Here is a 25,720-nt window from a genome sequence, read left to right as displayed (position 1 = left end):
ACGTGCAAGAGGACACCGTCTCCGTGGTCGAACTGGTCACCGCCTTCAGCAGGGGAAGCCTGGACCTGCCCGCGCTGCTGCAGGGCCTGGCCCAGCACCGCAGCGTCGCAGACGCCGAGTACCGCAATGGCGTCGACACGCTGTGGCGCATGCGCCAGGACAAGGCCATCGACGAAGCGTCGATGAGCACGTTGCTGCAGCGCCTGCAGGCCCTGCGCGAAGGCGCCGGGGCAGTGGTGGCCAGCAACGATGACATCACTGTGGTCAAACCGACCCGCACCGCAGTGCCGGATGAAATGACCCGGGTGCAGCCTGGCACCGAACCCATCCCCGAGCCCGGCGAGGGCCGCACCAGCGGCACCGCCTCGCAGAGTTCGAGCCTGTCGGCGTGGCGTCAGGTCGCGGCCGCCGACGGCCAGACCGTCACCGTCGGCAGTGTGCTGAAGGGGCGCTTCCAGCTGGAGCGCGAACTGGGTCGCGGCGGCATGGGCGTGGTCTACCTCGCGCGTGACGCGCGCAAGGTGGAAGCCCGCGACCGTGATCCGTGGCTGGCGGTCAAGGTGCTCAGCGATGAGTTCCGACGCCATCCCGATGCGCTGGTCGCATTGCAGCGCGAGGCGCGGCGGTCCCAGCAGCTCGGCCACGACAACATCGTGCGTGTGTATGACTTCGACAAGGACGGCGCCATCGTGTTCATGACGATGGAATATGTCGATGGCCAGGACCTGCGCACGCTGATCCGCGAACAAGCGTTCGATGGCATGCCGATGGCACGCGCGTGGCCGCTGATCCAGTCCATGGCGCTGGCGCTGCGCCGCGCACACACCGGCGGCATCGTCCATTCCGACTTCAAGCCGGGCAACGTGATGGTCACCGCGCAGGGTGTACCGAAGGTGTTCGATTTCGGCATCGCGCGCGCAGGCAAGCATGCGGTGGACGTTGCTGGCGAACAGACCGTGTTCGACGCCGCCTCGCTGGGCGCGCTGACCCCTGCTTACGCCAGCCTGGAAATGCTGCGCGGGCAGGCACCGACGCCGGCCGACGATGTCTATGCACTGGGCTGCGTCTGCTTCGAACTGCTCAGTGGCCGCCACCCGTATGACAAGGCCAGCGCCGAGGTCGCGCTGCGCGAGGGCCGGCAGCCACCGCCGCTGCGCGGCCTGCAGCGCCGCCAGTACCGCACCCTGTGCGCGGCCATCGCGTTGCCGGCAGAAAAGCGGCTGGCCGACGTCGATGCCTTGATCGCAGGCCTGCGCCCGCATGGCTGGCGCGAACGCGTGCTGCCACGTATCGGTTACGCGGCGGCGGCGGTGCTGGTACTTGCGGCAGCCGCCGTGTTCACTACACGACACCTGTACCAGCAGCGCCTGGCCGAGGTCAGTGCCCGCCTCGGCGGCGACGATCCGCAGCGCTACCAGGACGCCGCACAGGCTTGGGAAGGCCTGTCCAGCCTCGACCACGATCAGCGCGCCAAGCTGCTGCTGGACCACCCCGACCGCATCGAGGATTTCCTGTTGCGGCGGCTGGATGCGCTGTGGGCACCGGCGGCCGGTCGTTACCGCTACCCGGCCACGGCTGAAGTGTTCGCCTTGCGTGATCGCCTGCGGTTGTATTCCCCCACGCTGGATACACGTCGCGAGCGCATGCAGGCCGAGCGTGACCGGGAGCTCAACCGGCTGGATACACTGCGGCAGCAACATATCGCGCAGGGCGATCTGTTCGGCCATGGCGAAGGCAGCCTGCAGGCCACGCTGGCTGCGATCGCAGCGATCGACCCGGACAACGCGTTGCTGCGGGATCCCGCACTGGAACAGGCATATGAGCAGACTGTAGCGAGCGCGCTGGCGCAGGGCGACAGTGCGCAGGCGCAGACCCGTCTGCAGCAGGCGCAACGCAGTTTCCCCGATGCACTCGGCCTGCGCCTGCAGGCGGCCCAGCTGCGCATGGCGCTGCAGCCGGACCTGCTTGCCACTGCGTTGCCGGCCACGGTTGCAGAGGCCCGCGAGCGGCTGCAGCAGCGGTTGCAGCAGCCCAGTGCCGATGCCGCGTGGCAGACCGATGTGGCAGCTGCGCTGCAGGTGATCCGCCGCGATGCCGGCGCCGAACTTGCCGCGGCCCAGGCCGCGCTGGCGACCGCCGTGGCAGGCGCCCTGGCAGGCCAACGCACCCCGGCGCAGCTGCCGGATGATCTGGTGCTGCTCGATTTTGCCCGTCGCCAGGCCCCTGATACCGCCGCCCTGGCCTCCGCCGCCAGCCAGTTGCAGAAGCGCCAACTGGCCGTGCAGCAGAGTCTCGCCGGCAGCCGCAGCGAGGCGGCCGTCGCCGCGCAGAGTGAATCGTTGCGGCGTGCAATTGCCGCCGGTGATCTGGACAAGGCGCAACGCGCCTGGCAGCGGTTGCACGCCCTGCAGCCCGATGCGCCGTTCGTGCGCGAACAGGCGCCGGCAATGCTCGACCAGGCCACCCTGGACCAGGCCAGTCAGCGTCTGGCACAGGGTGACCCGGCTGCCGCCGACGCACTGCTGACGCGCGCGCTGCAGACAATGGGCGCGCGCCCGGCGCTGCAGGCCGGGCAAGGTCGCCTGGAAGTGGTCGCCGCTGTGCTTGCAGCAGCGGCGCAGCCGGCAATGAAGGACAGCGAACGCGAGCGTCTGCGACAGCAGTTGGACACCCAGTACCGGCGCGACCCGCAGGCAATGGAACGCCTGGAGAGGGTGCTGCGTGCACGTGGCAGGCTCAGTGCGGAGTCGTTGCAGGCATTGCTGCTGGCCGGCAAGGGCACTGCGGTCGCCGCGCAACCGGCGCCCGTGGCCACTGCCGCCGCAGCCAACCGTCCGTCACGGCCGGCGCCACGGGCGGCGAGCGCTGCCGCGCCCAGCACTGCCGTCGGCACTGCAAGCGAAGACGATCCGCTGCCGCCGGTGCCCGAGGGACCGGACCCGTGTGCCGGCCTGGCCGGTCGTGGCCAGGCCTGTTTCGATGCACTTGCCGATGCCCGCGGCCCGATGCTGGTGGTGGTGCCCGGCCTGGCCGGTGGCACGCCGTACGCGCTGTCGCGAGGTGAGATCGCAGTGGACGACTTCAACCGCTATTGCCGTGCCAGTGGCCGCTGCGCGCCGCAGCCTGCGACCACGGCCGAGCAGGGCCGGCTGCCAGCACGCAACCTCAGTCTGGCGCAGGCCCAGGGTTATGCGCGCTGGTTGACCCGCGCCACCGGTGGTTGGCGCTACCGCCTGCCCACCGATGCCGAGTGGCTGCATGCCGCGCAGGCCCAGCAGCAGTGGAAACAGGCGCCGGACAGCAACTGCATCGCACCCAACGCCAGCGCCGGCAATGGCGCACCGGTCGGGGTGCGCGGGCGCGAGGCCAATCCCTGGGGGCTGGTCAACCTGACCGGCAACGTCTGGGAATGGACCGCCGGGGGCAGCGTACGCGGCGGCAGCTATGCCAGCTTCTGGTCCGACTGCACGGTACAGGCGCAGCGGCCATTGGCTGGTGGTGGCCAGGCCGATGTTGGCTTCCGGGTGCTGAGGGAAGTGAAGTGAGCGGCTGGGAAGAACACGCCAACCGCAGCCTGCAGTCGCTGGCCGACGCCCACCAGCGCGGCCAGATCGACCTGCAGGAATACCGCTCACGCCGACGCCGGGTGCTGCAGGGCGTTCGCGAACGTTGCCTGCAGACCCAGCCACATGCACCGTGGGCCGCCGCCGGGCCCTCGCCCGCGCAGGGCCACAGTCGCCCCCGCGGCCGGCGGCGGTGGCTGTGGCTCCTTTGTGGCATGCTCGCGGCGGGGTTGCTGCTGTGCGTCTACGTCCTGGCAGGTGGCTGATGGTCATCGGTCTGCCAGGGGCGCTGTGCCATGCCCGGTTTCACATCACCTGCGCCGCCCGGGGACTGGCGGCGCGTTGGGCGCAGCGACCCAGCACCCATCGTCATTGGAGGACGCATTCATGCGCTTGAACCGCCTGTCGTTCGCGTTGCTGCTGGTCGCGGCGATGCCCGTGGCTGCAACCGCGCAGCAAAGCGCGCCGGCACCTGCCGCCGAGCTTCCCGAGGTCGCCGCCCGCAGCGGCAACCAGACGCTGCAGGTTCGCGGTTTCCGCGCTGGTGACGTGGGCGCGCACCCGCAGCGTGGCATCACACCGGACAGCGTGCAGGCGGTACTGGACGGCTACTTTGCTGGTCTGGCGGGCGGTGCCGATGTGGCCGCGCTGGATTTCACCCAGCTGCAGGGTGCCGCCGATGCAGTGACCGCGGCCTACCGCAAGGCCGGCTTCCTGGTCAGCGTGGCCTACCTGCCACCGCAGCGCCTCGATGCGGAAGGTCGCATCGAAGTGCGCGTGCTGGAGGGCCGCATCGGCAAGGTGGTAGTGCAGGGCAACCAGCGCTACCGCAGCCACACCCTCAGCAGCGTGGCCGACCACCTGCGTGGCCAGCCCCTGCGCCAGGCCGACATCGACAGCGCACTCCTGTACGCCCGCGACCTGCCAGGTGTATCGGTGTCCTCGGTGCTGCAGCCCGGCGAAAATGTCGGCGAAACCGACCTGGTGCTGGTCGCGCGCGAAAGCGGCCGGCCCTATGAAATCAGCACCAGCGTGGACAACCACGGTACCGAGCTGACCGGCCGTGGCCGCGCCCAGCTTGGTGTGACCTGGAACAGCCCGCTGGGCCTGGGCGATGTGTTCGCTGCCAGCGCGACCTATGGCTTCGACCCACAAGCCAGCCGCGCCGGTGCGTTGTCCTACAGCGTGCCGCTGCAGTCGGTGCCGGGCTTGTCGGTGCTGGCCGGTGCCAACCGCAGCGAACTGGAAGTCGACGACGGCATCCTGCAGGGGTTCAAGCTCAAGGGCCCGGCAGCGCAGGCCTATGCAGGGGCGGACTGGAAATTCATCAACAGTCCCGCACTGCAGATGACCAGCTCGGTACGTTACATCCGCGAAAGCTCGCGCTTCGAGGCGCTGGGCCTGCTGTTGTCCAAGCAGAAGTACGACGTGGCCGAGCTCGGTATCAGCCTGCGCCACACCGACACCCGGTTGCACGGCATCAATCTGGCGCAGCTGAGCGTGCGCCATTCACTCGATGATCGCTCGGCTGCGTTCGATGCGATCAACATGACCCGTGACAGCACATTCACCGTGGTTCGTCTTGGCCTGCTGCGGCTGCAGTATCTCAGCCGCAGCCAGCGCCTGCTGTTCAAGTTCAACGGCCAGTACAGCAACAATTCGCTGCCGGCACTGGAACAGTTCCAGGTCGGCGGAAATGAAAGCGTGCGGGGCTATGCGCAGGGCGAGACGTTGGGCGATCGTGGCTGGTACGGCGCGCTGGAGTACCACGTCGATGCACCAGGCTTCGGTGATGCGGCCTCGCCGTTCCGCGGCGTGCCCTGGCGTGAAGTACTGGAGTTCGATGTGTTTGCCGACCAGGCCCGCGTGTTCGATGTCGATGGTCTGGAAGCGCCGGCCGACCTGGCGTCGGTAGGGCTGGGCGCCACCTTCCGCGTACGCCACTGGAACAACCTGGAACTGCGCGTGGCGGCTGCCAAGCCGACCAGTGCCCTGCGACCGGGCGACGGCCGCGATGTCCGCGTGTACGCGCGGCTTGGCCTGACCTTCTGAGGAGCGACCCATGAACCGTATCTACCGACTCGTCTTCAACCCCTCGCTGGGCCAGGTGCAGGTCGCTGCGGAGTTCGCCCGAAGCGCCCGTCGACCTGCTCCGGCATCCGCGCGCAGGCCATTGTGGCTGGCGCCGCTCAGTGCCGCGCTGCTGCTGGCCACCAGCCTGCAGGCGGCGGCACAGACGCTGCCGCAGGGTCAGATCATCCGGTCAGGCTCGGCCATCATCAACGTCAGCGGCACGGTGATGACGATCGACCAGGCCAGCCGGGCCTCGCTCATCGAATGGAACAGCTTCAACATCGGCGCCGCCAACACGGTCCAGTTCAATCTCCTGCAGGGTTCGCAGGCGACGGCGATCAACCTGGTCACAGGCAGTTCGGGCAGTCTCATCAATGGTCAACTGACGTCCAACGGCCAGGTATTCCTGATCAACCCGGCGGGCATCACGTTCAATGCGGGCTCCAGCGTGAACGTAGGTGGGCTGCTGGCCAGCACGCTGTTGCCCGGCACGCCGGGGCTGCTGGACGCCAACGGGGTTTCGCCCACCTTCCAGCTGGCCGGTGGGGGCACCAGTGCCGTGGTCAGCAACAACGGGGCCACGCTGACTGCCCTCGCCGGTGGCATCAGCCTGATTGGCGGCGCCGTGTCCAACACCGGCGTCATCTCGGCGAGCAACGGCAACATCGACCTGGTCGCCGCTGGTGCTGCCACGGTCATGAATGGTGTCTCGTCCTCGGGAATGTCGCAGTTGACGTTCCTGCCGACGGCAGCCAGTACGATCGCCGGCACCGGCATCAGCAATGCCGGTGTCCTCAACGCACGCAACATCGGCATGAACGCGCTGATGGGGCCTGGCCTGTCCAGCGTCGGCATCAACACAGGCGGAACCATCATCGCCAACGCCATCGATGCAGGCGATGGCAGCCTCACCATCCGCAGCTCCAGCGCCATCCAGATGTCCGGTGGCAACGTCACTGCCCGATCGGTCGATCTGGCGGCCACCGATGCTGTCGGACTGGCCGGCGACATCAACGCCGATGACATCGCGATCCAGGCGGGCAGTGTGATGCAGACGGCCGGTGCCGTGCAGGGCACGCTGCAGCTGGGCACGCAAGGCAGCGTGAACCTGGCGCAGGCCGGCAACCGCATCACCACCGTCGGCGGTACGGTCGGAGCTGGCTTGACGCTGACCACCAGCACCGACCTGACCAATGGCGCAGCCTTGTCGGTCGGCGGCACCAGCACCCTCAGCGCAGGCCAAGCCGGTGCCCGCAGGAACATCACGCTGACCAACACCGGCAACAGTTTCGGCGGACAGGTCAACGCCACCGGCGCCGACCTGATGCTGGTCGGCAGCGGCAGGCTGGGGTTGGGGACCATCGATGCAACAACCCTCGTAGCGCAGGGCGGCAGCATCGGCCTGAACGGCGCAGTCACGACCACTGGCAACCAGACCTATCGATCTGCGGTGACGCTGACCGGCAATTCAACGCTGGCGGGAAGCGCGATCGCCTTCGATGGCACGATCGACGGCAACTATCGCCTGGACGTTGCATCCACGGGGTCGTCCACGTTCTCCAGCGCGGTGGGCAGCGTCTCGCCGCTGCAGGGCCTGAGTGTCGATGCCGGTGGTGGCATCCAGCTGGCCGGCAACGTCAACGCCCTCGGCAGCATCGCCTTCTACGGCCCGCTGCGCCTGGTCGGCTCGCGCAGCCTGACCTCCACCACCGGGAACGTGGAGCTTGCCGGTACGGTGGACGGTGACGGCGGTGCGTTGTCCCTGAGTGCACGCAACCTGACCTTCGGCGGTGCAGTTGGAGGCAGCGGTGCGGTGGCAGGCCTGCTCGCCCAGGCCACTACCATCACTGTTGGCAATGCCATCACCAGCAGCGGCACGATCATGCTCGATGGCGATGTGCAACTGGCCGGCACTACTCTGCTGACCAGCACCGGCAGTGGCGCCATCACCACCGGTGGCATCACCAGTACCCGGCCCAATGGCTACGACCTGGGCCTTGTTACCGACGGTGCGATCCACGTCAACGGCAACATCAGCGCCGCCAATGTCGCCATCAAAGGATCGCAGTTCAGCGGCCAGGGCATCACCAGCAGGGGCAACCTCGACATCAGCACCACCGCCTCGCTGGCCCAGGCCGGTGCCTACCAGGTCGATGGCAGGACACGTATCAGCTCCGACGGCGACATCGTCCTGCGCGATGCCGGCAACCGCTTCAGCGGCGAGGTCAGCCTGAGTGCCGTCAATGCCGAACTGCACGCAGGCAACCTCCTCCTCGGCAGCAGCAGGCTGGACCGCGATCTCACGCTGGCGCTGAGCGGCGGGCTCGGCCAGAGCGCCGGCAGCATGCTGGATGTCGGTGGGGCCACGCGCATTGCAGCCGGCACCTCGATCCAGCTGGACAACACGGACAACCAGGGTCGCGCGGTCAACCGGTTTGGTGGCCCGGTCTCGCTTAGCGGCGGCAACAGCAGCATCCGCGGCACAGGCACGTTGGCATTCGCGGATCTGGATGTGGCCAGCGTGGTGGCGATCGCCGATACCGTGAAGCTTCCCGTGGCGGGCCGCAGCATCGGCCTGCAGTACTACCAGGGTGCCATCGAACTGGCTGGCGATACCGTGCTGGACAGCCAGCTGGGCGAGATCAACTTCCAGGGCAGCGTCGACGGCGGTTACGCGCTGACCATCGCACGGGCCCTGGATGTCGTGTTCGGTGGCAACGTGGGCAGCAACCGCGCACTGGCCAGCCTCGATACCCGCAACGGCGGGCCACTGCGCCTGAGCGGCAACATCACCGCCGATGGCGCGATCATGCTCGGCAACCTCAGCCTGTCCTCGGCCATCCCGCAGTTGTTCAGCGTGCGCAGCAACAGCGGCAGCCTGCAGGTGGGACGCATCGACGGCACCAGCACCGGCCAGGCCAGTCTGGCACTTGCCGCACACGGCACTTTGGACCTGCAGGGTGATGCCGGCACGCTTGCCGGCGCACGGTTGAACAACCTGCAGCTGAGCGGCGCGACGGTGAAAGCGAAGGCCATCCGTACCAGCGGCCGGCTCGACATCGCCAGCACCAGCGGCTTCGCCCAGGACGGCGGACTCAGCGTTGGTGGCAACGCCAGCTTCACTGCCGGCAGCGGCGGCGACCTGACCCTGGACAGGGAGCCCAATACGTTTGGCGGCACGGTGACACTACAGGGCAGGCAGGCGCGGATCGGCGCGCAGTCGGCATTGGCGCTGGAGGGCATCGATGTCGCCACGCTGGATGCCAGCAGTACGGGCAGCCTGTCGCTGGCCGATGCCCGCATTGCGGGAAGAGCCGGTCTCGATGCAGCCTCGCTGCTGATCGATGATGCCCGCATCGATGGTGCGCTGGTGGCCAGCGCAAGCGCCGGTGACATCCGCCAGGGAAGCGGCAGTCTGGTCATCGGCAGCAACAGCCAGCTGACCGCCAGCAACGACATCGTGCTCGGCAATGCCGGCAATCAACTGGGTAGCGCGCTGCAGGCCGGCGGCCGCGACGTCGTGCTGACCAGTGCCACGGCGCTGGACCTGCAGCAGTTGCAGGCTACCCGTGATGCCACCCTCAGCGGCAATGGCGTACGCCTGGGCAACCTCTCCGCGCAGGGGGCGCTGTCGATCGACAGTTTCGCAGCGATCACCCAGACCGACGCACTGCAGGTCGGTGGCAGCAGCCGGTTCAAGGCGGCCACCGACATCAGTCTGGATCAGGCCGGCAACCGCTTTGATGGCGCCGTTGCACTGGACGGTCGCAACGTGGCGATCACCAGCAGCGACGGCCTGCTGTTCGACAGCGTGATCACTACCGGTGACCTGGATGCACGTGCCGGCAGCGCCGGCATCCGCCAGCAGGCGGCGCTGCGCATCGATGGCCGCAGCGACATCCGTACCCCGGGGAGCATCGTGCTGGACCGCGCCGACAACCGCTTTGCCGGCGCGGTGGGCCTGGATGGTCGCGGTATCAACCTGCGGACGGACGGCAATCTGCAGCTCGACCGCCTGGGCAACACCGGCCAGGCCGACGTCCGCCTGCAGGCCGGTGGCGGGCTGCAGCTGCCGGCCACGGCCATCGATACCGGTACCGGCAACCTGACCCTGCTTGCCGAAGGTGGCGCGCTGCAGGCCAATGCACTGCTGGCCGGCAACAACGTGACCCTGGCCGGGCGTGATGGCGTGCGCCTGGGTGGCGACCTGCGCAGCAGCGGTTCATTGACCCTGCTCAGCAGCAACGGCGACATCGTGCAGGACGCCATGCTCAATGGCGTCGGCGGCAGCGTGCGGTCGAATGGAGCGGTGCAGGTCAACGCCGGCAACGGTCGCATCGCCCTGGGCAATGCCGGCAACCAGTTCGGCGGTGCGCTCAGCCTGGTGGGCGGCGATATCGACGTGGCCGCCACGTCGCTGTTGCTGGGCACGGTCAGCGCCGGTGGCCAGCTGTCCCTGGCCAGTGCCGGTGACATCCGTCAGCAGGGTAGCGTGCAGGCGGCGGGTGCAACCCGTCTGCATGCCGGGGGGGACATCGACCTGCAGGCGGGTGGCAACCGCTTCGGCGGCACCGTTACGGTGCAGGGCCGCCAGGTTGCGTTGGCCAGCGCTGGCGCCTTGCAGCTGCAGGGCGTGCGCGCAGACAGCCTGGTTGCCCGCAGTGCTGGTCTGCTGACCCTGGCGGCGGCCGATATAGCCGGCAATGCGACGCTGCAGGGTCAACGCCTGCACTTCGGCACTACCCATGTAGGGGGCGAACTGCGGGCCGGGGGCAGCACCGGCATCGACCAGGACGGCACCCTGCGTGTGGATGGCAGCAGCACTCTGGACAGCAACGGGGCGATCGCCCTGGCACTGTCCGGCAACGATCTGCGCGGTGCGGTGTCGGTGGCCGGCGCGGGCATCGACCTGGCCAGTGCCGGCGATCTGCGCATCGCCTCGATCGACAACCGCAACACGGCGGTGCGTCTGCAGGCCGGAGGCGCCCTGCTGCTGCCTGGCAGCGTGATCGATACCGGCAGCGCTGACCTGCAGTTGCTGGCCGCAGGCGCCCTGCAGCTGCCGGCGGCACTGCGCGGCAACAACATCACCCTGCGCAGCGGCCAGGACCTGCAACTGGGTCAGGATGTGCTGGCCGCCGGGGTATTGCAGCTGGGCAGTGCAGGTGCACTGACCCAGACCGGTGGTGTGCTGGCCGCACAGCGACTGCAGGGCAGCGCCAACGGCAAGGCCATCCTGCGCGGTGACAACCGCATTGCCACGCTCGGTGATTTCAACAGCCAAGGCCTGGACCTGCAGACCACGCAGGGCCTGCAGGTGACCGGCACCGTGCAGGCTGGAGCGCACGCCCTGCTCGACGTGCGCGGCGGCGATCTGCTGCTCGACGGCAGCGTGCAGGCCGGTCAGCTGCGCCTGCAGTCGACCGGAGCGATCCGCGCCGGTGCCGGCGGCCGCCTGCAGGCCGACCAGCTCACTGGACGTGCTGCTGGCCCGACGATGCTGGGCGATGCCTCGTTGTTCATCGCCAATACCATTGGCACCCTGGGCGACTTCCGGTCGCCTGCAGGTTTCAGCCTGACCAACAGTGGCACCCTGACCTTGGCCACGCTCAACGGCAGTGGCTTCAGCGTGGATGCCGGCAGCAGCGGCTTCTACCTGAAGGTGCAGGGCGGTGACATCCGCCAGCTGGGCATTACGCCGGTACTGGCCGGTGCCAGCCACTGGTGGTCCAGCGGTGGCATCGGCACCCAGCCCTTGCCGATCTACCTGACCAGCGTCGGTACCGGCCACACGGTCGACTTCATCGGTAGGCCGCCAGCGTATTTCTACGGCGTGGGCGTGGATGGCCTGCCGCTGGTGGTGGGCGGGGGACTCAACCTGCCCACGGCAGTTGTCGGCGCGCGCGCGCAGGGGGGGGTGCTGCCGCGCGTGGCCTATGTCGACATGGGGGCATTGAACGCACAGTACCGAGCCTTCGGCATCGTGCAGCCGGGCATCCGCCTGCCCGCTGACCAGACCGTGGCCTGCGACAGCGGCGACCCGGACGCGGACTGCGCGCAATGAGCCCCCTCAAGTACGGCCGATGGCCGCGGAGGAACTGATGGACCGCAACGATCTGCTCGACAGCCTGTGCGCGGCATTGCCCGATGGCGCCGCCTGCGGAGACAACCTGGAGTACGACCCCGCATTCCTGGCCCTTGACCAGGCCGCCGCCGCACGTGCCGAACGCGTCGTGGGCGACAGCGTGTTGGCCGCCGAGGAGCCGGACTGGGACCGCGTGGGCGAACAGGCATTGGCGCTGCTGCAACGCACCCGCGACCTGCGTGTAGCGGTGCACCTGGCCACCGCCTGGAGCCGCCAGCAGGGCTGGAGCGGCTGGGCCGACGGCCTGCGCCTGGTGCAGGGGCTGCTGCAGCAGCAATGGGCGCAGGTGCATCCGCAGCTGGATGCCGAGGACGATGACGACCCCACCGCACGGGTCAACGCGGTGCTGGCGCTTGCCGACCCGATGGGCGCGCTGGGTCGGCTGCGCACGCTGCCGTTCGTGCAGTCGCCGCGGCTGGGACGCTTCGCCCTGCGCGAACTGCGCCTGGCCGATGGCACATTGAAACTGGCGGCCAATGCCGAACCACCGCCGACCCTGGAGGAGATCGACGCCTGTTGCCTGGACTGCCCGCTGCCGTTGTTGGCCAGCAGCGCCGAAGCGGCACACCAGTCGTTGCAGGCCGCCCGCGCCATCGACCGCCTGCTGGCAGAGCAGCTGGGCGCCTCGGCGCCAGACCTGAAGCCACTGCTGGATGACCTGGCCACGCTGGACCGTTTCCTGCAACCACGCTGGCAGGCGCGCAACGGCAGCGACGAGACGACCGTCGAGGAGGGCGTGGACGACGGGCAGGGGGCTGCTGGATCACGGCCGGCGGCAGCACGCAGCCAACGCATCGAAAGCACCGACGATGTGCGCCGGCGGCTGGATGAGATCTGCGAGTATTACGCGCGCTGCGAGCCGTCCAGCCCGGTGCCGTTGCTGCTGCAGCGGGCCCGCCGCCTGGTCGGTGGCGACTTCCTCGCCCTGCTGCGCGACCTTGCGCCAGGCGGCATGGATGAACTGGAACGCGTGGTTGGTCGCAGCGAAGGCGGATGATCGTGGGGTGCCGTCGCGCTCAGGGTAGATCCACGCCATGCGTGGATGGCGCGCACCTACTGCAAGCGCATCACCAGCTGTACAGCTTCCAGTACACCGGCGACACACCATCCTTGTCGTTGTCGAAGCGGCCATCGCCGTTCTTGTCGTACATGTAGAACGGGGCGCCGCGCGCCGGGGTCACCTTGACCATGCGCAGCTGGCCGGACACCCGGTACTCCTCGATGGTGTCACCGTTGTCCATCGTGCGCTTGGAGACATCCGCGCCCTTGACGTCCACCGGGGGAGCGCCCGCACCGCCCATGCTGGCGCAGCCAGCAAGCAGGAGCAGGGAAGCCAGCATCAGGGTCTTCATCGGCGGGGCCTTTGCCTGGAAAGAGCCTTGATTATGCCCCAACGCCGCGTCGCTGCCGTGTCGCCGCGATGCAGGAACAGGCGCGTAGAATCGACACATGAGCAGATTAGTCCTGATCGACGGGTCCAGTTACCTGTACCGCGCGTTCCACGCGCTGCCGCCCCTGTCCAATGCACAGGGTGAGCCCACCGGCGCGCTGTTCGGCGTGGTCAACATGCTGCGCTCGACGCTGAAGGAACGTCCGGCCTACGTCGCGTTCGTCGTCGATGCCCCCGGCAAGACCTTCCGTGACGACCTGTACGACCAGTACAAGGCCAACCGCCCGCCGATGCCCGACGAACTGCGCAGCCAGGTCGAGCCGATGTGCCGCATCGTCGAAGCGCTGGGCATCAGCATCCTGCGCATCGACGGCGTGGAGGCCGACGATGTGATCGGCACCCTGGCCCTGCAGGGCGTGGCACAGGACCTGAAGGTCACCATCTCGACCGGCGACAAGGATTTCGCCCAGCTGGTCCGGCCGGGCATCGAACTGGTCAACACCATGACCGGCAGCCGCATGGATTCGGACGCCGCGGTGATGGACAAGTTCGGCGTGCGTGCCGACCAGATCGTCGACCTGCTGGCGCTGATGGGCGACACCGTGGACAACGTGCCCGGGGTTGAGAAGTGCGGGCCGAAGACGGCGGCCAAGTGGCTGGCCGAATACCAGCACCTGGACGGGGTGATCGCGGCCGCGCCGACCATGAAGGGCAAGATCGGCGAGAACCTGCGCGCCGCGCTGGAGCGGCTGCCGCTGAACAAGGAACTGGTGACCATCCGCACCGACGTCGCGCTGGACGCCAGCCCTACCACGCTGGCCCTGCGTGATCCGGACGTGCCCACGCTGGGCGAGCTGTACCTGCGCTACGGCTTCACCCAGGCGTTGAAGGAACTGGGTGGTCCGATCGCCGCACCGGCGCAGGTCAGCGAGGCCACCCCCAGCCTGCGCGGCACCGCAGCCGGCTTTGCCCGTGGCAGCGCCGAAGCACCGCCTGCGGGCGAGCTTGATCCGGCGCTGTCGGCGCCCGGCGAATACGAGACCGTGCTGACCACGGAGCAGCTGCAGGCCTGGGTGGCACGCGTGCAGCAGGCCGATCTGATCAGCTTCGATACCGAGACCGACGCGCTGGATGCGATGCGCGCGCGGCTGGTGGGCATCAGCCTGGCGGTGGAGCCGGGCAAGGCCGCCTACATCCCGGTCGGCCATGACTATCCGGGCGCGCCGGCACAGCTGCCGCTGGCACAGGTGCTCGATGCGCTGCGGCCGGTGCTGCAGGACCCGGCGAAGAAGAAGCTGGGCCAGCATGGCAAGTACGACCTGCACGTGCTGCGCCGTCATGGCGTGGACGTGCAGGGCTACCACGACGACACCATGCTCGAGAGCTTCGTGCTCAATTCCACCGCCACCCGCCACGACATGGATTCGCTGGCCCTGCGTTACCTGGGCTACAACACCATCAAGTTCGAGGAGGTGGCCGGCAAGGGCGCCAAGCAGATCTCGTTCTCGCAGGTGGGCATCGACGAGGCCAGCCGCTACGCCGCCGAAGACGCCGACATCACCCTGCGCCTGCACCACGCGCTGCAGCCGCAGCTGCTGGCCGAACCGACCCTGGACAGCGTGTACCGCAGCATCGAGATGCCGCTGGTGCCGGTGCTGACCAGCATCGAAGCCAACGGCGTGCGGATCGACACCGACGAACTGCGCCGGCAGAGCCAGGACCTGTCCTCGCGCATGCTGGCCGCGCAGCAGAAGGCCACCGAACTGGCCGGGCGCAGCTTCAACCTGGATTCGCCCAAGCAGCTGCAGGCGGTGCTGTTCGACGAACTGAAGCTGCCGGCGGTGGTGAAGACCCCCAAGGGCCAGCCCAGCACGAATGAAGAAGCGCTGGAGGCGATTGCAGAGCAGCACGAGCTGCCGCGGGTGATCCTTGAATACCGTGGCCTGGCCAAGCTGCGCAGCACCTATACCGACAAGCTGCCGGAGATGGTCAACCCGGACACCGGCCGGGTGCACACCAGCTACCACCAGTCCGGCGCGGCCACCGGCCGCCTGTCCTCGTCCGATCCGAACCTGCAGAACATCCCGATCCGCACCGAGGATGGCCGCCGCATCCGCCGCGCGTTCATCGCCCCGGAAGGCTTCCAGCTGCTGGCGGCCGACTATTCGCAGATCGAGCTGCGGATCATGGCCCACCTGTCCGGAGACCCGGGCCTGGTGCGCGCCTTCGAGCAGGGCGCCGATGTGCATCGCGCTACCGCCGCCGAAGTGTTCGGCCGCACCCTGGAAGAAGTGACCAGCAACGAGCGTCGCGCGGCCAAGGCGATCAACTTCGGCCTGATGTACGGCATGAGCGCGTTCGGACTGGCCCGCAACCTCGGCATCGACCGCGGCCAGGCGCAGGACTACGTAGCGCTGTACTTCAGTCGCTACCCGGGCGTGCGCGACTTCATGGAGCGCATGCGCGAGCAGGCCCGGGAGCAGGGCTACGTCGAGACCCTGTTCGGTCGCCGCCTGTACCTGAACGACATTCATGCACGTAACCAGGGCCTGCGTGCCGGCGCTGAACGTGCGGCGATCAATGCCCCGATGCAGGGCACGGCCGCCGACATCATCAAGCGCGCCATGGTCGCGGTGGACCAGTGGCTGCGTGACAGCGGTGCTCCGGCGCGGATGATCCTGCAGGTGCACGATGAACTGGTATTCGAAGCCGAGACCGGGTTCATTGAAGAGCTGCGCAGCAATGTCGTGCAGCACATGTCGCAAGCAGCACAATTGCGGGTGCCATTGGTGGTCGATACCGGTATCGGCAGCAACTGGGATGAGGCGCATTGAGTCGCATTCAGGCCGAAAACGCCGTGAATTCGTTCATTTGTACGATGTTTCTGACTCAAACATGAATGTTTCCCTGAGGGGTGCTTATTAAATTGGGCCCCTTCACGAACCGTTAGTGTTCGGAGTGCTTCTATAACTCCCGACAGGCGCAATGCCTGTTGTGGATCTCTCCCATCCCCTGGAGCAGATCTCGGAACGGGGGCTCCTCCCCAAGCACCCGTTCCCCGGCCCCGTTGACCTCCCCCTGGTCAGCGGGGCTTTTTATTTGTGCGCTGCTGCGCCACGCTGGGCCATCGCTCAGCAGGGGAACCCGCAATGCCCGACCTGTTCGCCCTGGCGATGCCGTGGTGGGAATTCATCCTGCGCGCGGTGGTGGTCTACGCGGTGGTGCTGGGCATGGTCCGGCTCAGTGGCAAGCGCGCGCTGGGGCAGGTCACGCCGTTCGATGTGCTGCTGATCGTGCTGCTCGGCAACGCGGTGCAGAACGCGTTGCTGGGCACCGATACGTCGCTGGCCGGTGGTCTGCTGCTGGCCGCCACGCTGATCCTGCTGAACTACGGCGTGGGCTGGATCACCGCCCGCAGCCGCCGCATGGAACGGCTGATCGAAGGCGAACCGGTGGTGATCGCGCGCAACGGCAAGCTCTTCGACAGCGTGCTGCGGCGCGAGCTGGTCAGCCGCGCCGATTTCGAGGTCGCCATGCGCCAGCAGAGCTGTATCGGCGTGGAAGAGGTGGAACTGGCGCTGCTGGAAACCAACGGCCACATCACCATCATTCCCAAGCGCAAGGACGATTGAGCGGGCGCGGTGGGCCGAAGGCGGTATTCCTCCGGCCCACGGCACTACGGTTTACTGTTCGGCCGCCTGCGCCTTCATGCCCGCCCAGTCGCGTGTGGCGTCCACATCGCAGGCTACATGGGTGCCCTTGCCGTCCTTGGCGCAGATCGCCGCCATCGTCTGCGGAACCTTGGGGTCGGCGGTATGCGCGTAGCCTGCGGCGAGCCCCAGGCAGCCATCGCGCACGCCGGCGCTGCACAGCTTGATGAAATAGGGCTGGGCCTGCGCCCACTTCTCCGCGCTGTGCAGTTCCTCACCCGCGACCTTGCAGCCGAGCAGCTTGCCGTCGTTGCAGCATGACGCGGCACCGCCCTTGCGGGCCAGGATCGGGCAGTCCAGCGGCTGTGGGATCTCCACGAATGCCGGCGGCGGTTGGCAGTTCGTCGCAGACTTGTCCATGCGCTGGTAGTAGCCGTAGCGGTTGTCCTTGTCCATCCCGGCCAGGGTGCCATTGCTCAGTGGCTGCAGTACGAAATCGCTGCCGACGTCACGGCGGATCAGAATCCTGCCGTCCTGCACGCGTGCGCGCAGGCGGGTGCCGACGCCCTCCACTTCGACCAGGCCGCCATCCAGGAACCGCAGCGGCGACAGCAGGCCAAGCTCGGCCTCGAAGCGGCCGCAGGGAAGTGCGGTAGCTGCGACCGGGGTCAGCGCCGACGGCGCCAGCGGGGTCAGCATCGCCAGGCCCTTGGCCGGGCCGCAGGCGTAGGTGCCCTCGCGCTGCGTGCACGAGCGCTGCAGGGCCTGTTGCGCCTGCTGCAGGCGTCCGCCGTTCCACAGCGCCTCGGCCACGTTGCTGCAGAACGACTCGCCCTGCTGCTGCGCGCACAGCGCCGCCAGTTCATCCAGCTGCGCTGCTGGCAGCGGTGCGTCCAGCGTCTGCTCCAGGCCCATCACCGCCCTGCCCATCAGTTCGCCGGCCATGGCCTTCATGACGGCCATGCAGGCTTCCCCCTCCTCGGGCGATGCGTCTTCGCGGCAGTAGGGCGGCATCTGCGGCTCGGCCTGGGCACGCTGCGGCTGCGCCTCCTCGGCCTGGCGCTGGTAGGTCTCCTGCAGTTGGGTGCAGGCTGCCTCCACGCCCTCGCTGCACCAGGCGTGCAGCTGCGTGGGCGCGGCTTCGGGCAGTGCCTCCAGGCAGTCGCTGGTGTCGGCCATGCAACTGCCTTCGACCATCTCCGGTACCGGCTTGCAGGCGGCCGCTGCTTTCAGGTGGAACGTGTGGTATCCGCCGGTGACCGTGCGGTCGTTGTCGCTGAACTCCCAGTTCTCCAGGCGGCCGGTGGACAGGTTGCCGGTACCCAGCAGGTTGTCCTGGCGTACCAGCCGCAGCCGCTCCGTGGCCTGGTAGGGGCCTGAAAGGAAGCCGTGGGCTTCGCTCTCGATGGTCAGGCTCGCGTTGCCATCGTCCTGCAGGTAGGTACCGCAGGCCATCGACTGCGCGGCCACCGGCAGGCTGGGCACGGCCAGCGCGAGCAGCAGCATGACGCGCCAGGTGGTCATCCGGCGGCGTGGGGAAACAACAACGGGCATCACGGTCTTCCTTGATTCAAAACAAGAGGGGGAATGAAGTGGAGCACGCCGCAGCGGAGCACGCCGCAGCGGGGCCGCCGCCGCGCGGGTCGCGGTCCGCACAACAGCCGGGATCGCGCAGCGGCAACGCGTGCAGCGTCCGGTACCCGAAGCGCCTACAGCCAGTCGCGCGGCACCAGGTAATCGGCCAGGCGCGCTTCGGCGCTGCCGTCTTCCGGGGTAAAGCCGTACTCCCAGCGCACCCGCGGCGGCAGGCTCATCAGGATGCTCTCGCTGCGGCCGCCGCTCTGCAGGCCGAACAGCGTGCCGCGGTCGTAGACCAGGTTGAACTCGACGTAGCGGCCACGGCGGTACAGCTGGAACTCGCGTTCGCGCTCGCCGTATGGCGTGTCCTTGCGCTGCTGCACGATCGGCAGATACGCATCGAGGAAACCATCACCGACCGCGCGCAGGTAGGCGAAGTCACGCTCGAAATCGCCGTGCAGATCGTCGAAGAACAGACCGCCCACGCCGCGTGTTTCGTTGCGATGGCGCAGGAAGAAATACTCATCGCACCAGCGCTTGTGCGCGGCGTAGCGTTCTTCACCGAACGGCGCGCACAGATCGCGTGCCACCCGATGCCAGTGCTGCACGTCCTCGTCGAACGGGTAGAACGGGGTCAGGTCGAAGCCACCGCCGAACCAGCTGGCCACCACTTCGCCATCGCGCTGCGCCTGGAAGAAGCGCACGTTGGCGTGGGTGGTTGGCACATAAGGATTGAGCGGGTGAAACACCAGCGACACCCCGGTCGCGCGCCATGAGGCACCAGCCAGCTCTGGCCGGTTGGCCGAGGCAGACGGCGGCAGGCGGCTACCCGCTACATCGGAAAAGCCGATGCCGGCTTGTTCGAACACCGTGCCATCGCGCAGCACGCGGGTGCGGCCACCGCCGCCCTCGGCACGCTGCCACAGGTCTTCCTGGAAGCGTGCGCGGCCATCGGCGGACTCGATCGCCGCACAGATGCGGTCCTGCAGGTCGGTGAGGTAGGCGCGAACGCGCTCGAATTCGTTCATGGCGCGTACTTTACCGCAGGGCCTGCCCGAAGCTGCGGGCAGGCCCTGGCGGACTCAGCGCTTGCGGTTGGAATTGCGCGGCACCGGGGTGTCTTCCACTGCCGCCTCATCGGCCGCCTTCTGCAGGGCGCCCCCCAGAACGATCAGCTTCCAGTTCTGTGTTTCGAGCACGTCGCAGGCCACGTGGAGGCCGTTGCGGTCGGCCTTGCACAGCTGTTCCAGGGTCGCACGTGCGTCCACACCGGCACCGTTGCCCTGCGCGGTGACCAGGTTCTCGCACCCCTCGCGGACACCGGCGCGGCAGACCGTGGTGTAGTACTCGGCGGCCTGCAGCCAGTTCCCGGACAGCGCAAGGCGGTTGCCGAGGATGTTGCAGCCCTGCAGCTTGCCTTGTGCGCAGCAGGCCTCGGCACCACCGCCATCGGCCAGTGCCAGCGGGCAATCCTGTGGCAGCGGCAGCACCGTGTACTGCGTCGGTGCGCTGCAGCCGGTTGCGCCCTCACCCGTGGGCGCGAACACCTGGAAACGGGTCCAGCTGTCCAGGCCCAGCAATTGGCCGCCCGGCAGTGGACGCAGTACGAAGTCACCGCCCTTGTCATGGCGGATACGGATGTCGCCGCTCTCGACACGCGCACGCAGCTGGCTGCTCCAGCCAACCCCGACCAGACCGGCGTCACCGAAATCCAGCGTGTCCATCAGGCCGCCGTCGGACCGGTAGTTGCCACAGGGCAGGGCCGTTGCGGGCTGCGGTCGCAGTGATACGCCCACCGCCTGCAGCGCAGGCAGGCGCTCGCAGGCAGAGGTTTCATTGCCGGGGGTGCAGGCCGCAGCCAGTGCCTGCACCGCCTGCAGGGGATCTCCCGCCTCCCAGGAAAGTTCAGCCACGCGGGTACAGAAGCCGCCGTGCGGTACCTTCCGGCACAGCTGCAGCAGCGCTTGGCGGCGCTCAGCGGCCACGATCACCGGTGCGGTGGGCGCCGCCATCGTCACCACTGCTTCGGTCATGGCTGCGGTCATCGCTGCCTTGACCAGCTGCTCCTGCACCGCAGGGGCGGCCTCCAGGGCTGCGGCACAGGCCGGGGTTCCCTGCTCGAAGCCGCCGTCGTGGCAGGCGGCAGGGAGCGCAATGCCGGACAGGGCGGCGTCGAGCGCAGCCTTCTGTACGGCAGGATCGGCGTCGACCGCAGGTTTGGCCTCATCGTGCCAACGATCAGCCAACTGCAGGCACATGCCCGGCACGCCCTCCTGGCAGGCCGATTCAAGAACGGAAAGCGGGGCGATGGTGCGATTGTCCAGGCACGCCGCCGCATCGGCCAGGCAGCTGCCAGCGGCAGGTGTGGCAGCCGCAGCGCACTGTGCCGGCGTCTGCAGGGTGTAGACCGTGCCATCCACTTCGACGGTGCGGCCATGATCGCGCACCTGCAGCGCGCTGGGCAGGCCGTATTCCAGGCTCACCAGCTGCAGCTTTCCGTCGATCTGCTGGAAGGCGACCGGAGACGGCGCGCTGCCGAAATGCTTCTGCTCGCCGCGATTGGGTGAACTGACGCGCAGCGTGCTGCTGCCTTCATCGGCCTTGAACAGGCCGCATTGTGGCGATTGTGCAGCAGCCATCGGCGTGGCCAGCAGCAACGCCCAGGCCAGCCAGCGGCGGCGCGGTGCGGATGAAAGCATGTCGTCTCCTTGACGATCGAACGGGACACTCCAGGCGCTATGGCGAACGATTGCCCTCGCGCGGGGGCGTGCATTGTGCCGTGCCGGGCACGGGCTGGTAACGCTGGTAGCCGGTCTGCGCATCCATGCCGAGCAGGTCGCCGTTGCCCAGCTGGCGCAGCACAAGGGTTTCACCATCCTGCTGCAGGTGGATGGCGCCTTCCTGCAGGCGGGCGCGTGTGCCATCGCCAAAGTCGAGCGTCTCGATCACGCCACCATCGGCCTGATAGCGGCCGCACGGCACCTGCAGGAGCGGCACCAAGCGTAGATCGGCACCGAGTTCACGCAATGGTGCGGTACGTTCGCAGGCGCTGACGCGCCCCGCATCGCAGACCACCTGCAGGGCCTGCACCGCCAGCGCAGGTTCCAGCGCAATCAACTGTTGTTCGGCCACTTCGACGCAGAAGCGGCCACTACGGTGCTGCAGGCACAGCTGCTGCAGGTGATCGCGTGCAGCGGCCGTAAGGCGCGAATCCAGTGTGTCTTCGTCTTCCCGTTGCAGGCGTTCACCCACCCGCTGCATGGCGGCAGCCAGCGCGTCGTCGGTCAGCGCCTCGCAGGCTGCTGTGTCATGTCCGGGCGTGTGTTCGCGGCAGACGGGCGGGCGCTCGAAGCGCGCGGGGCCGATGTCGTCGCTTCCCACCGCAGTCACTTCATCGCGCAGCTGTCGCAGCACTGTGGAGCAGCCCGCGCCAACGCCTTCGTTGCACGCGCGTTTGGCCTGGCCGGGCGAGGCCGTGGGCAGCTGCGCGATGCAGTGGCTGCCGGCGGCGCGGCAGCTGCCGTCCATCGCGCTGGGTTCGATGGCGCAGGCGCGAGGCTGGCGCAGGGTGTAGACCACGACGACGTCGTCCTCGATGCGCTGCCCATCGGCACTGATCCGGATCGGCTGCGCCACGCCATCGTCGAGAATGACCATGCGGGTCTGTGCCGCACTGCGATCGATCCACAGCGGCTCCGGCTCACCAATGTCGTTGTGGCGGTAGCCGGTACTGGGGGTGGTGAACACGAGCGCCATGCCGCCATCGGTACTGCGGTATTCGCCACACCGCAGCGCATCGGCACCGGCAGGCAGTGCGATGAGCAGGAACAGGGTGGGCAGGAAGTTCAACAAACGCATGCGACGGTCCTTGTCGTGCGGGAAAGAGATAGGGCTCAGCGGAAACGCGCGCGGATATCCGGCCGCAGCAGGCGCCAGCCCAGCCAGCCCTGCAGGCCCGCGAACAGCACCGAGGTGCCGACCAGTGTCAGGGTGAACAGCACGCGCTGCACCTGCAGCTCATGCTGCGCCGTCGGGTCGCTGGCGAGCAGCGCGATCAACACCAGCAGCAGGCGGTCCATCCACCAGGCGATCACGAAGTTGGCCAGCGCACTCAGGCCCAGCATCCACACGTAGGCCCACAGACCCCATCGTCGCCCGCGCCACAGGCCCCAGCTGGCCAGGGTCGAGACCAGGCAGAGCAGGGCAACAAGCAGCGAGGTGGCCGCCGGATGTTTCAGCATCCACCACAGGCTGCCGTCGAGCTGCTGCTCCCACGCCAGTGTCACCAGCGTCGTCCAGAACCCGGTGCGGGCCAGTGCCGCCGCCATCAGCGCCTGCGCGAGGAAGTAGAGGGTGACCAGCAGGCACAGCCAGAACGAGCCCTGCGCCACCGCAGCGACCCAGTTGTTGGGTGGGGGTGGGGTGGGTGCGGGGATCGGGGGAATCGAGGCTGACATCCGTTGTCCGGCTGGGCGGTGCCCGCTTCGTCAGCGGGCCGTCGCCAGGGCAGCGACCGCCGGCAGGATATGGTGTTCGCTCAAGGGTGCCAAGGGCTGCCCGTGCGGCGGCTGCAGCGGTACCCAGGCCAGTTCGGCGATCTCCGCACGCGCGCACGGCTCACCTTCGATCCACACCCGCCAGGCCTGTGCCTGCACGCGGTGGCCGGGCTCGTTCACCGCCCAGTCCTCGAAATTGCCCAGTGCGATGGCGGAGGCGGTATGCAGCTGCACGCCCAGTTCCTCGTCCAGTTCGCGTGCCAGTGCCTGCAGCGGCTCCTCGCCCGGCTCGGGCTTGCCGCCCGGCTGCATGAAGCGGCTGGCACCGTGCTTGCGCACCACCAGCGCCCGGCCGCGATCATCGAGGATGACCGCGGCCACGATGTGGATCGTGGCCGCGGCAGCACTCACTTCAGGTTCTGCTCGAACAGCTTGAGGATGCGCTTGTACTGGTCCAGCCAGGAGTCGGCACGCACGTAGCCGTGGCGCTCCAGCGGGTACGGCGCGATCGACCAGTTGTCCTTGTGCAGCTCGATCAGGCGCTGGGTCAGGTTCACCGAATCCTGGAAGAACACGTTGTCGTCCATCATGCCGTGGGCGATCAGCAGGTTGTCCTGCAGGTTCTGCGCGTACTCGATCGGCGACGACACGCGGTACGCCTCCGGATCGATGTCGGGGGTGTTGAGGATGTTGCTGGTGTAGCCGTGGTTGTACTGGTGCCAGTCGACCACCGGGCGCAGCGCGGCGCCGGCCTTGAACGTGCCCGGCGAGCGGAACAGCGCCATGAAGGTCATGAAACCGCCGTAGGAACCGCCGTAGATGCCGGCGTGGTCACGGTCGCCCTGCTGGGTGTCGACCAGCCAGTCCAGGCCGTCCTTGTAGTCTTCCAGTTCCGGGTGGCCCATGTTGCGGTAGATCGCCGTGCGCCAGTCGCGGCCGTAGCCCTCGCTGCCGCGGTAGTCCATGTCCAGCACGATGTAGCCCTTCTGCACCAGCAGGTTGTGGAACATCTGCTCGCGGAAATAGGCCGGGTAGCGCTGGTGCACGTTCTGCAGGTAGCCGGCACCGTGCACGAACATCACGACCGGGTACTTCTTTCCCGGTTCCTTGTTTTCCGGCTCGTAATACTTCGCCCAGACCACGCCGGCGCCATGCTTGGACGGCACCGCCACCAGCTTCGGCTGGACCCACTGGCGCGCCTTGTAGTCGGCGGTGCGGGTATCGGTCAGCACGCGCGCCTGGCCAGCGCCGGTGCTCGGCACCACCGCCAGCTGCGCCGGCAGGTAGGCACCGGAGTAGCGCACCAGCAGCTGCTGGCCGTCCGGCGACAGCGAGAAGTCTTCCACGCCATTGAGGCTGGTCAGCTCGCGCACCTGGCGGGCAGCGGTATCGACCGCGCAGACTTCGTAGTCATGCGGGGCCTGCTGGTTGCACAGGAAGTAGAAGCCCTTGCCGTCGGCCGACAGCACCGGCGCCGAGGTCTCCCACTTGCCACTGGTCAACGCCTGCGGCTTGCTGCCACCGGCCTGGGTGTACAGGTGCGAGAAGCCCGATTCCTCGGACAGCAGCCACAGCGTGCGGCCATCGGCCATCCAGCCGAAATCGTTGAAGCCCCAGTTGATCCAGGCGTTGTCGGTCAGCCGGTGACGGTTCTGCACGCGGCCGTCGGCGGCAGCAACGCTGACGATCCAGCGATCCTTGTTGTCGTTGGCGCGCAGCATCACCGCGGCCTGCTGGCCATCGGCGCTCCAGCGGATGCCACCGCCCATGAAGTCGCTCATCACCTGCACGCTGCGGTCGCCCTTCAGCGCGTCCTTGCCGGCCTTGCGGCGCAGCTCGGCCAGCGGATCGGTGCCGATGCCCGGCAGGCTGGACAGCGACAGCTTCTCGGCCTTGCCGCTGCGTACATCCACGAACCACAGGGTGTGCGGCTCGAAGCCGTTGCGGCCGACGCGGGGACGGGTGTCCTCGGTTTCCTCGTAGCCCGACTCGGTCACGTACAGCGGCATCTTGCCGCCGCGGCCATCATCGAAGTCCTTCGGCTTGGTGGTCACGATCAGGTGGCCCAGGTCCGGCGACAGCACGCTGTCGACGATCTCCACGTCGGCACCCAGGAACACCGGGCCCGGTGCGCGGGTCGGGTCGGCCTGGCGCCAGCGCTGGTCCTGGTCCTTCAGCGCCTCGCGCTGTTCGCGGTCGCGGCGCAGGGTTTCCAGCGTGCGCAGCTGCTGGTCGCGCAGCACGTCGGCCTTCGGTGGCGTGCTCGGATCCTTGTCGGCCTTCAGGCTGGCCACCTGCTGCACACCGCTGGCGGCGGTCCAGTGGAACCAGTTCTGGCCGACGCGCCAGATCACCCCGTTGTCGGCGGCGAAGTTCACGCCGGCGGCGCGTTCGTTGCTGCGGGTCAGCTGGGTCAGCGCGCCGCTGCGCAGGTCGCGGACGAACACGTCGCCGTTGCGCACGAAGGCGCTGCGGCTGCGGCTGCGGTCATAGACCGGATCGGCCACGTCGAGGCTGCCGCGCTGGTCATCGGCCACCTGTGCGGCCACGCCACCGGCCACCGGCTGGCGGAAGGTATCGCGCACCGGGCTGCCGTTGCGCTTGAGCTGGTATTCCACCTGCTGGCTGTTCCACGACCACCAGGCCTTTTCCACCGGCGGACCGATCCAGTCCGGGTCGGCCATGGCCTGTTCGATGGTGATCGGCGTCGGCGCGGCCTGGGCGGCCGGAGCGGCCAGCACGGCAGACAGCAGGAGGGACAGGGGCAGCACTCGGGACATGGGCGGACAGCACCAGAAGAGGAAACCGGGCAAGCGTAGCAGCCG

General features: G+C 68.2%; 15 protein-coding genes. 7 read left to right on the top strand and 8 right to left on the bottom strand.

The features are described from left to right. The first annotated feature begins 2 nt into the window (after positions 1 to 2). The 5 genes from QOL57_RS12310 to tssA all read left to right on the top strand — a co-directional run bounded on the left by QOL57_RS12310 (position 3) and on the right by tssA (position 12,778). Positions 3 to 3,545 carry a bifunctional serine/threonine-protein kinase/formylglycine-generating enzyme family protein gene (locus QOL57_RS12310; protein ID WP_089238181.1) on the top strand — a complete coding sequence of 1,181 codons (3,543 nt, stop codon included), beginning with the start codon at positions 3 to 5 and terminating at the stop codon, positions 3,543 to 3,545. Continuing rightward, positions 3,542 to 3,829 (top strand): hypothetical protein, encoded by a 288-nt coding sequence (locus QOL57_RS12305; protein ID WP_089237791.1) that lies wholly within the window; start codon positions 3,542 to 3,544, stop codon positions 3,827 to 3,829. The genes QOL57_RS12310 and QOL57_RS12305 overlap by 4 nt, the downstream gene beginning before the upstream one ends. 121 nt (positions 3,830 to 3,950) lie before the next feature. Further along, positions 3,951 to 5,615, top strand: coding sequence for a ShlB/FhaC/HecB family hemolysin secretion/activation protein (locus tag QOL57_RS12300; RefSeq protein WP_244900695.1), 1,665 nt, complete (start codon positions 3,951 to 3,953; stop codon positions 5,613 to 5,615). 10 nt (positions 5,616 to 5,625) lie between these two features. After that, positions 5,626 to 11,700, top strand: a complete 6,075-nt coding sequence (locus tag QOL57_RS12295; protein WP_089237789.1) for a filamentous hemagglutinin N-terminal domain-containing protein — start codon at positions 5,626 to 5,628, stop codon at positions 11,698 to 11,700. Between the two features lie 37 nt (positions 11,701 to 11,737). Beyond that, entirely contained in the window at positions 11,738 to 12,778 is a 1,041-nt protein-coding gene (tssA, locus tag QOL57_RS12290; RefSeq protein WP_089238177.1) for a type VI secretion system protein TssA, read from the top strand. A gap of 70 nt (positions 12,779 to 12,848) precedes the next feature. Here the strand turns inward: tssA and QOL57_RS12285 are convergent, their stop codons facing one another. Further along, positions 12,849 to 13,133, bottom strand: a complete 285-nt coding sequence (locus QOL57_RS12285) for a DUF2782 domain-containing protein (protein WP_025878043.1) — start codon at positions 13,131 to 13,133, stop codon at positions 12,849 to 12,851. 97 nt (positions 13,134 to 13,230) lie between these two features. Between QOL57_RS12285 and polA the strand changes: the two genes are divergently transcribed. Together polA and QOL57_RS12275 are read left to right on the top strand one after the other, a co-directional pair. Continuing rightward, on the top strand, positions 13,231 to 16,005 hold the full coding sequence (gene polA, locus QOL57_RS12280; protein WP_089237787.1) for a DNA polymerase I: 2,775 nt from the start codon (positions 13,231 to 13,233) through the stop codon (positions 16,003 to 16,005). Between the two features lie 315 nt (positions 16,006 to 16,320). Then, positions 16,321 to 16,803 (top strand): YetF domain-containing protein, encoded by a 483-nt coding sequence (locus tag QOL57_RS12275; protein WP_089237785.1) that lies wholly within the window; start codon positions 16,321 to 16,323, stop codon positions 16,801 to 16,803. Positions 16,804 to 16,854: 51 nt separating this feature from the next. On the opposite strand, the gene QOL57_RS12270 is transcribed toward QOL57_RS12275, so the two are convergent. The 7 genes from QOL57_RS12270 to QOL57_RS12240 all read right to left on the bottom strand — a co-directional run bounded on the left by QOL57_RS12270 (position 16,855) and on the right by QOL57_RS12240 (position 25,675). Then, positions 16,855 to 18,375: a hypothetical protein gene (locus QOL57_RS12270; RefSeq protein WP_089237783.1), complete on the bottom strand. Its 1,521-nt coding sequence runs from the start codon at positions 18,373 to 18,375 to the stop codon at positions 16,855 to 16,857. Positions 18,376 to 18,530: 155 nt separating this feature from the next. Further along, positions 18,531 to 19,427, bottom strand: coding sequence for an oxygen-dependent coproporphyrinogen oxidase (gene hemF / locus QOL57_RS12265; RefSeq protein ID WP_089237781.1), 897 nt, complete (start codon positions 19,425 to 19,427; stop codon positions 18,531 to 18,533). A gap of 54 nt (positions 19,428 to 19,481) precedes the next feature. Further along, positions 19,482 to 21,098 (bottom strand): hypothetical protein, encoded by a 1,617-nt coding sequence (locus QOL57_RS12260; protein ID WP_089237779.1) that lies wholly within the window; start codon positions 21,096 to 21,098, stop codon positions 19,482 to 19,484. A 37-nt stretch (positions 21,099 to 21,135) separates the two neighbouring features. After that, on the bottom strand, positions 21,136 to 22,257 hold the full coding sequence (locus tag QOL57_RS12255) for a hypothetical protein (RefSeq protein WP_089237777.1): 1,122 nt from the start codon (positions 22,255 to 22,257) through the stop codon (positions 21,136 to 21,138). A gap of 35 nt (positions 22,258 to 22,292) precedes the next feature. Then, a complete protein-coding gene (locus QOL57_RS12250; protein ID WP_089237775.1) occupies positions 22,293 to 22,856 on the bottom strand; it encodes a hypothetical protein in 564 nt (187 codons plus the stop codon). Positions 22,857 to 22,886: 30 nt separating this feature from the next. Further along, positions 22,887 to 23,306 (bottom strand): NUDIX domain-containing protein, encoded by a 420-nt coding sequence (locus tag QOL57_RS12245; protein WP_089237773.1) that lies wholly within the window; start codon positions 23,304 to 23,306, stop codon positions 22,887 to 22,889. Then, positions 23,303 to 25,675: a S9 family peptidase gene (locus tag QOL57_RS12240; RefSeq protein ID WP_089237771.1), complete on the bottom strand. Its 2,373-nt coding sequence runs from the start codon at positions 25,673 to 25,675 to the stop codon at positions 23,303 to 23,305. Before QOL57_RS12240 ends, QOL57_RS12245 begins: the two co-directional genes overlap by 4 nt. Positions 25,676 to 25,720 lie beyond the last annotated feature (45 nt).

This window comes from Stenotrophomonas sp. yr243 (genome assembly GCF_900184195.1).
Lineage (GTDB): Bacteria > Pseudomonadota > Gammaproteobacteria > Xanthomonadales > Xanthomonadaceae > Stenotrophomonas > Stenotrophomonas lactitubi.
Note: the sequence above shows the minus strand (reverse complement) of the source record. Positions and strands in the feature narration are given on the sequence as shown.

Bases quoted from the DNA above. Each gene is read 5' to 3' on its own strand.
- QOL57_RS12300 (WP_244900695.1), top strand. From the start codon at position 3,951: ATGCGCTTGAACCGCCTGTCGTTCGCGTTGCTGCTGGTCGCGGCGATG.
- QOL57_RS12295 (WP_089237789.1), top strand. From the start codon at position 5,626: ATGAACCGTATCTACCGACTCGTCTTCAACCCCTCGCTGGGCCAGGTG.
- tssA (WP_089238177.1), top strand. From the start codon at position 11,738: ATGGACCGCAACGATCTGCTCGACAGCCTGTGCGCGGCATTGCCCGAT.
- QOL57_RS12285 (WP_025878043.1), bottom strand. From the start codon at position 13,133: ATGAAGACCCTGATGCTGGCTTCCCTGCTCCTGCTTGCTGGCTGCGCC.
- polA (WP_089237787.1), top strand. From the start codon at position 13,231: ATGAGCAGATTAGTCCTGATCGACGGGTCCAGTTACCTGTACCGCGCG.
- QOL57_RS12275 (WP_089237785.1), top strand. From the start codon at position 16,321: ATGCCCGACCTGTTCGCCCTGGCGATGCCGTGGTGGGAATTCATCCTG.
- QOL57_RS12270 (WP_089237783.1), bottom strand. From the start codon at position 18,375: ATGCCCGTTGTTGTTTCCCCACGCCGCCGGATGACCACCTGGCGCGTC.
- hemF (WP_089237781.1), bottom strand. From the start codon at position 19,427: ATGAACGAATTCGAGCGCGTTCGCGCCTACCTCACCGACCTGCAGGAC.
- QOL57_RS12260 (WP_089237779.1), bottom strand. From the start codon at position 21,098: ATGCTTTCATCCGCACCGCGCCGCCGCTGGCTGGCCTGGGCGTTGCTG.
- QOL57_RS12255 (WP_089237777.1), bottom strand. From the start codon at position 22,257: ATGCGTTTGTTGAACTTCCTGCCCACCCTGTTCCTGCTCATCGCACTG.
- QOL57_RS12250 (WP_089237775.1), bottom strand. From the start codon at position 22,856: ATGTCAGCCTCGATTCCCCCGATCCCCGCACCCACCCCACCCCCACCC.
- QOL57_RS12240 (WP_089237771.1), bottom strand. From the start codon at position 25,675: ATGTCCCGAGTGCTGCCCCTGTCCCTCCTGCTGTCTGCCGTGCTGGCC.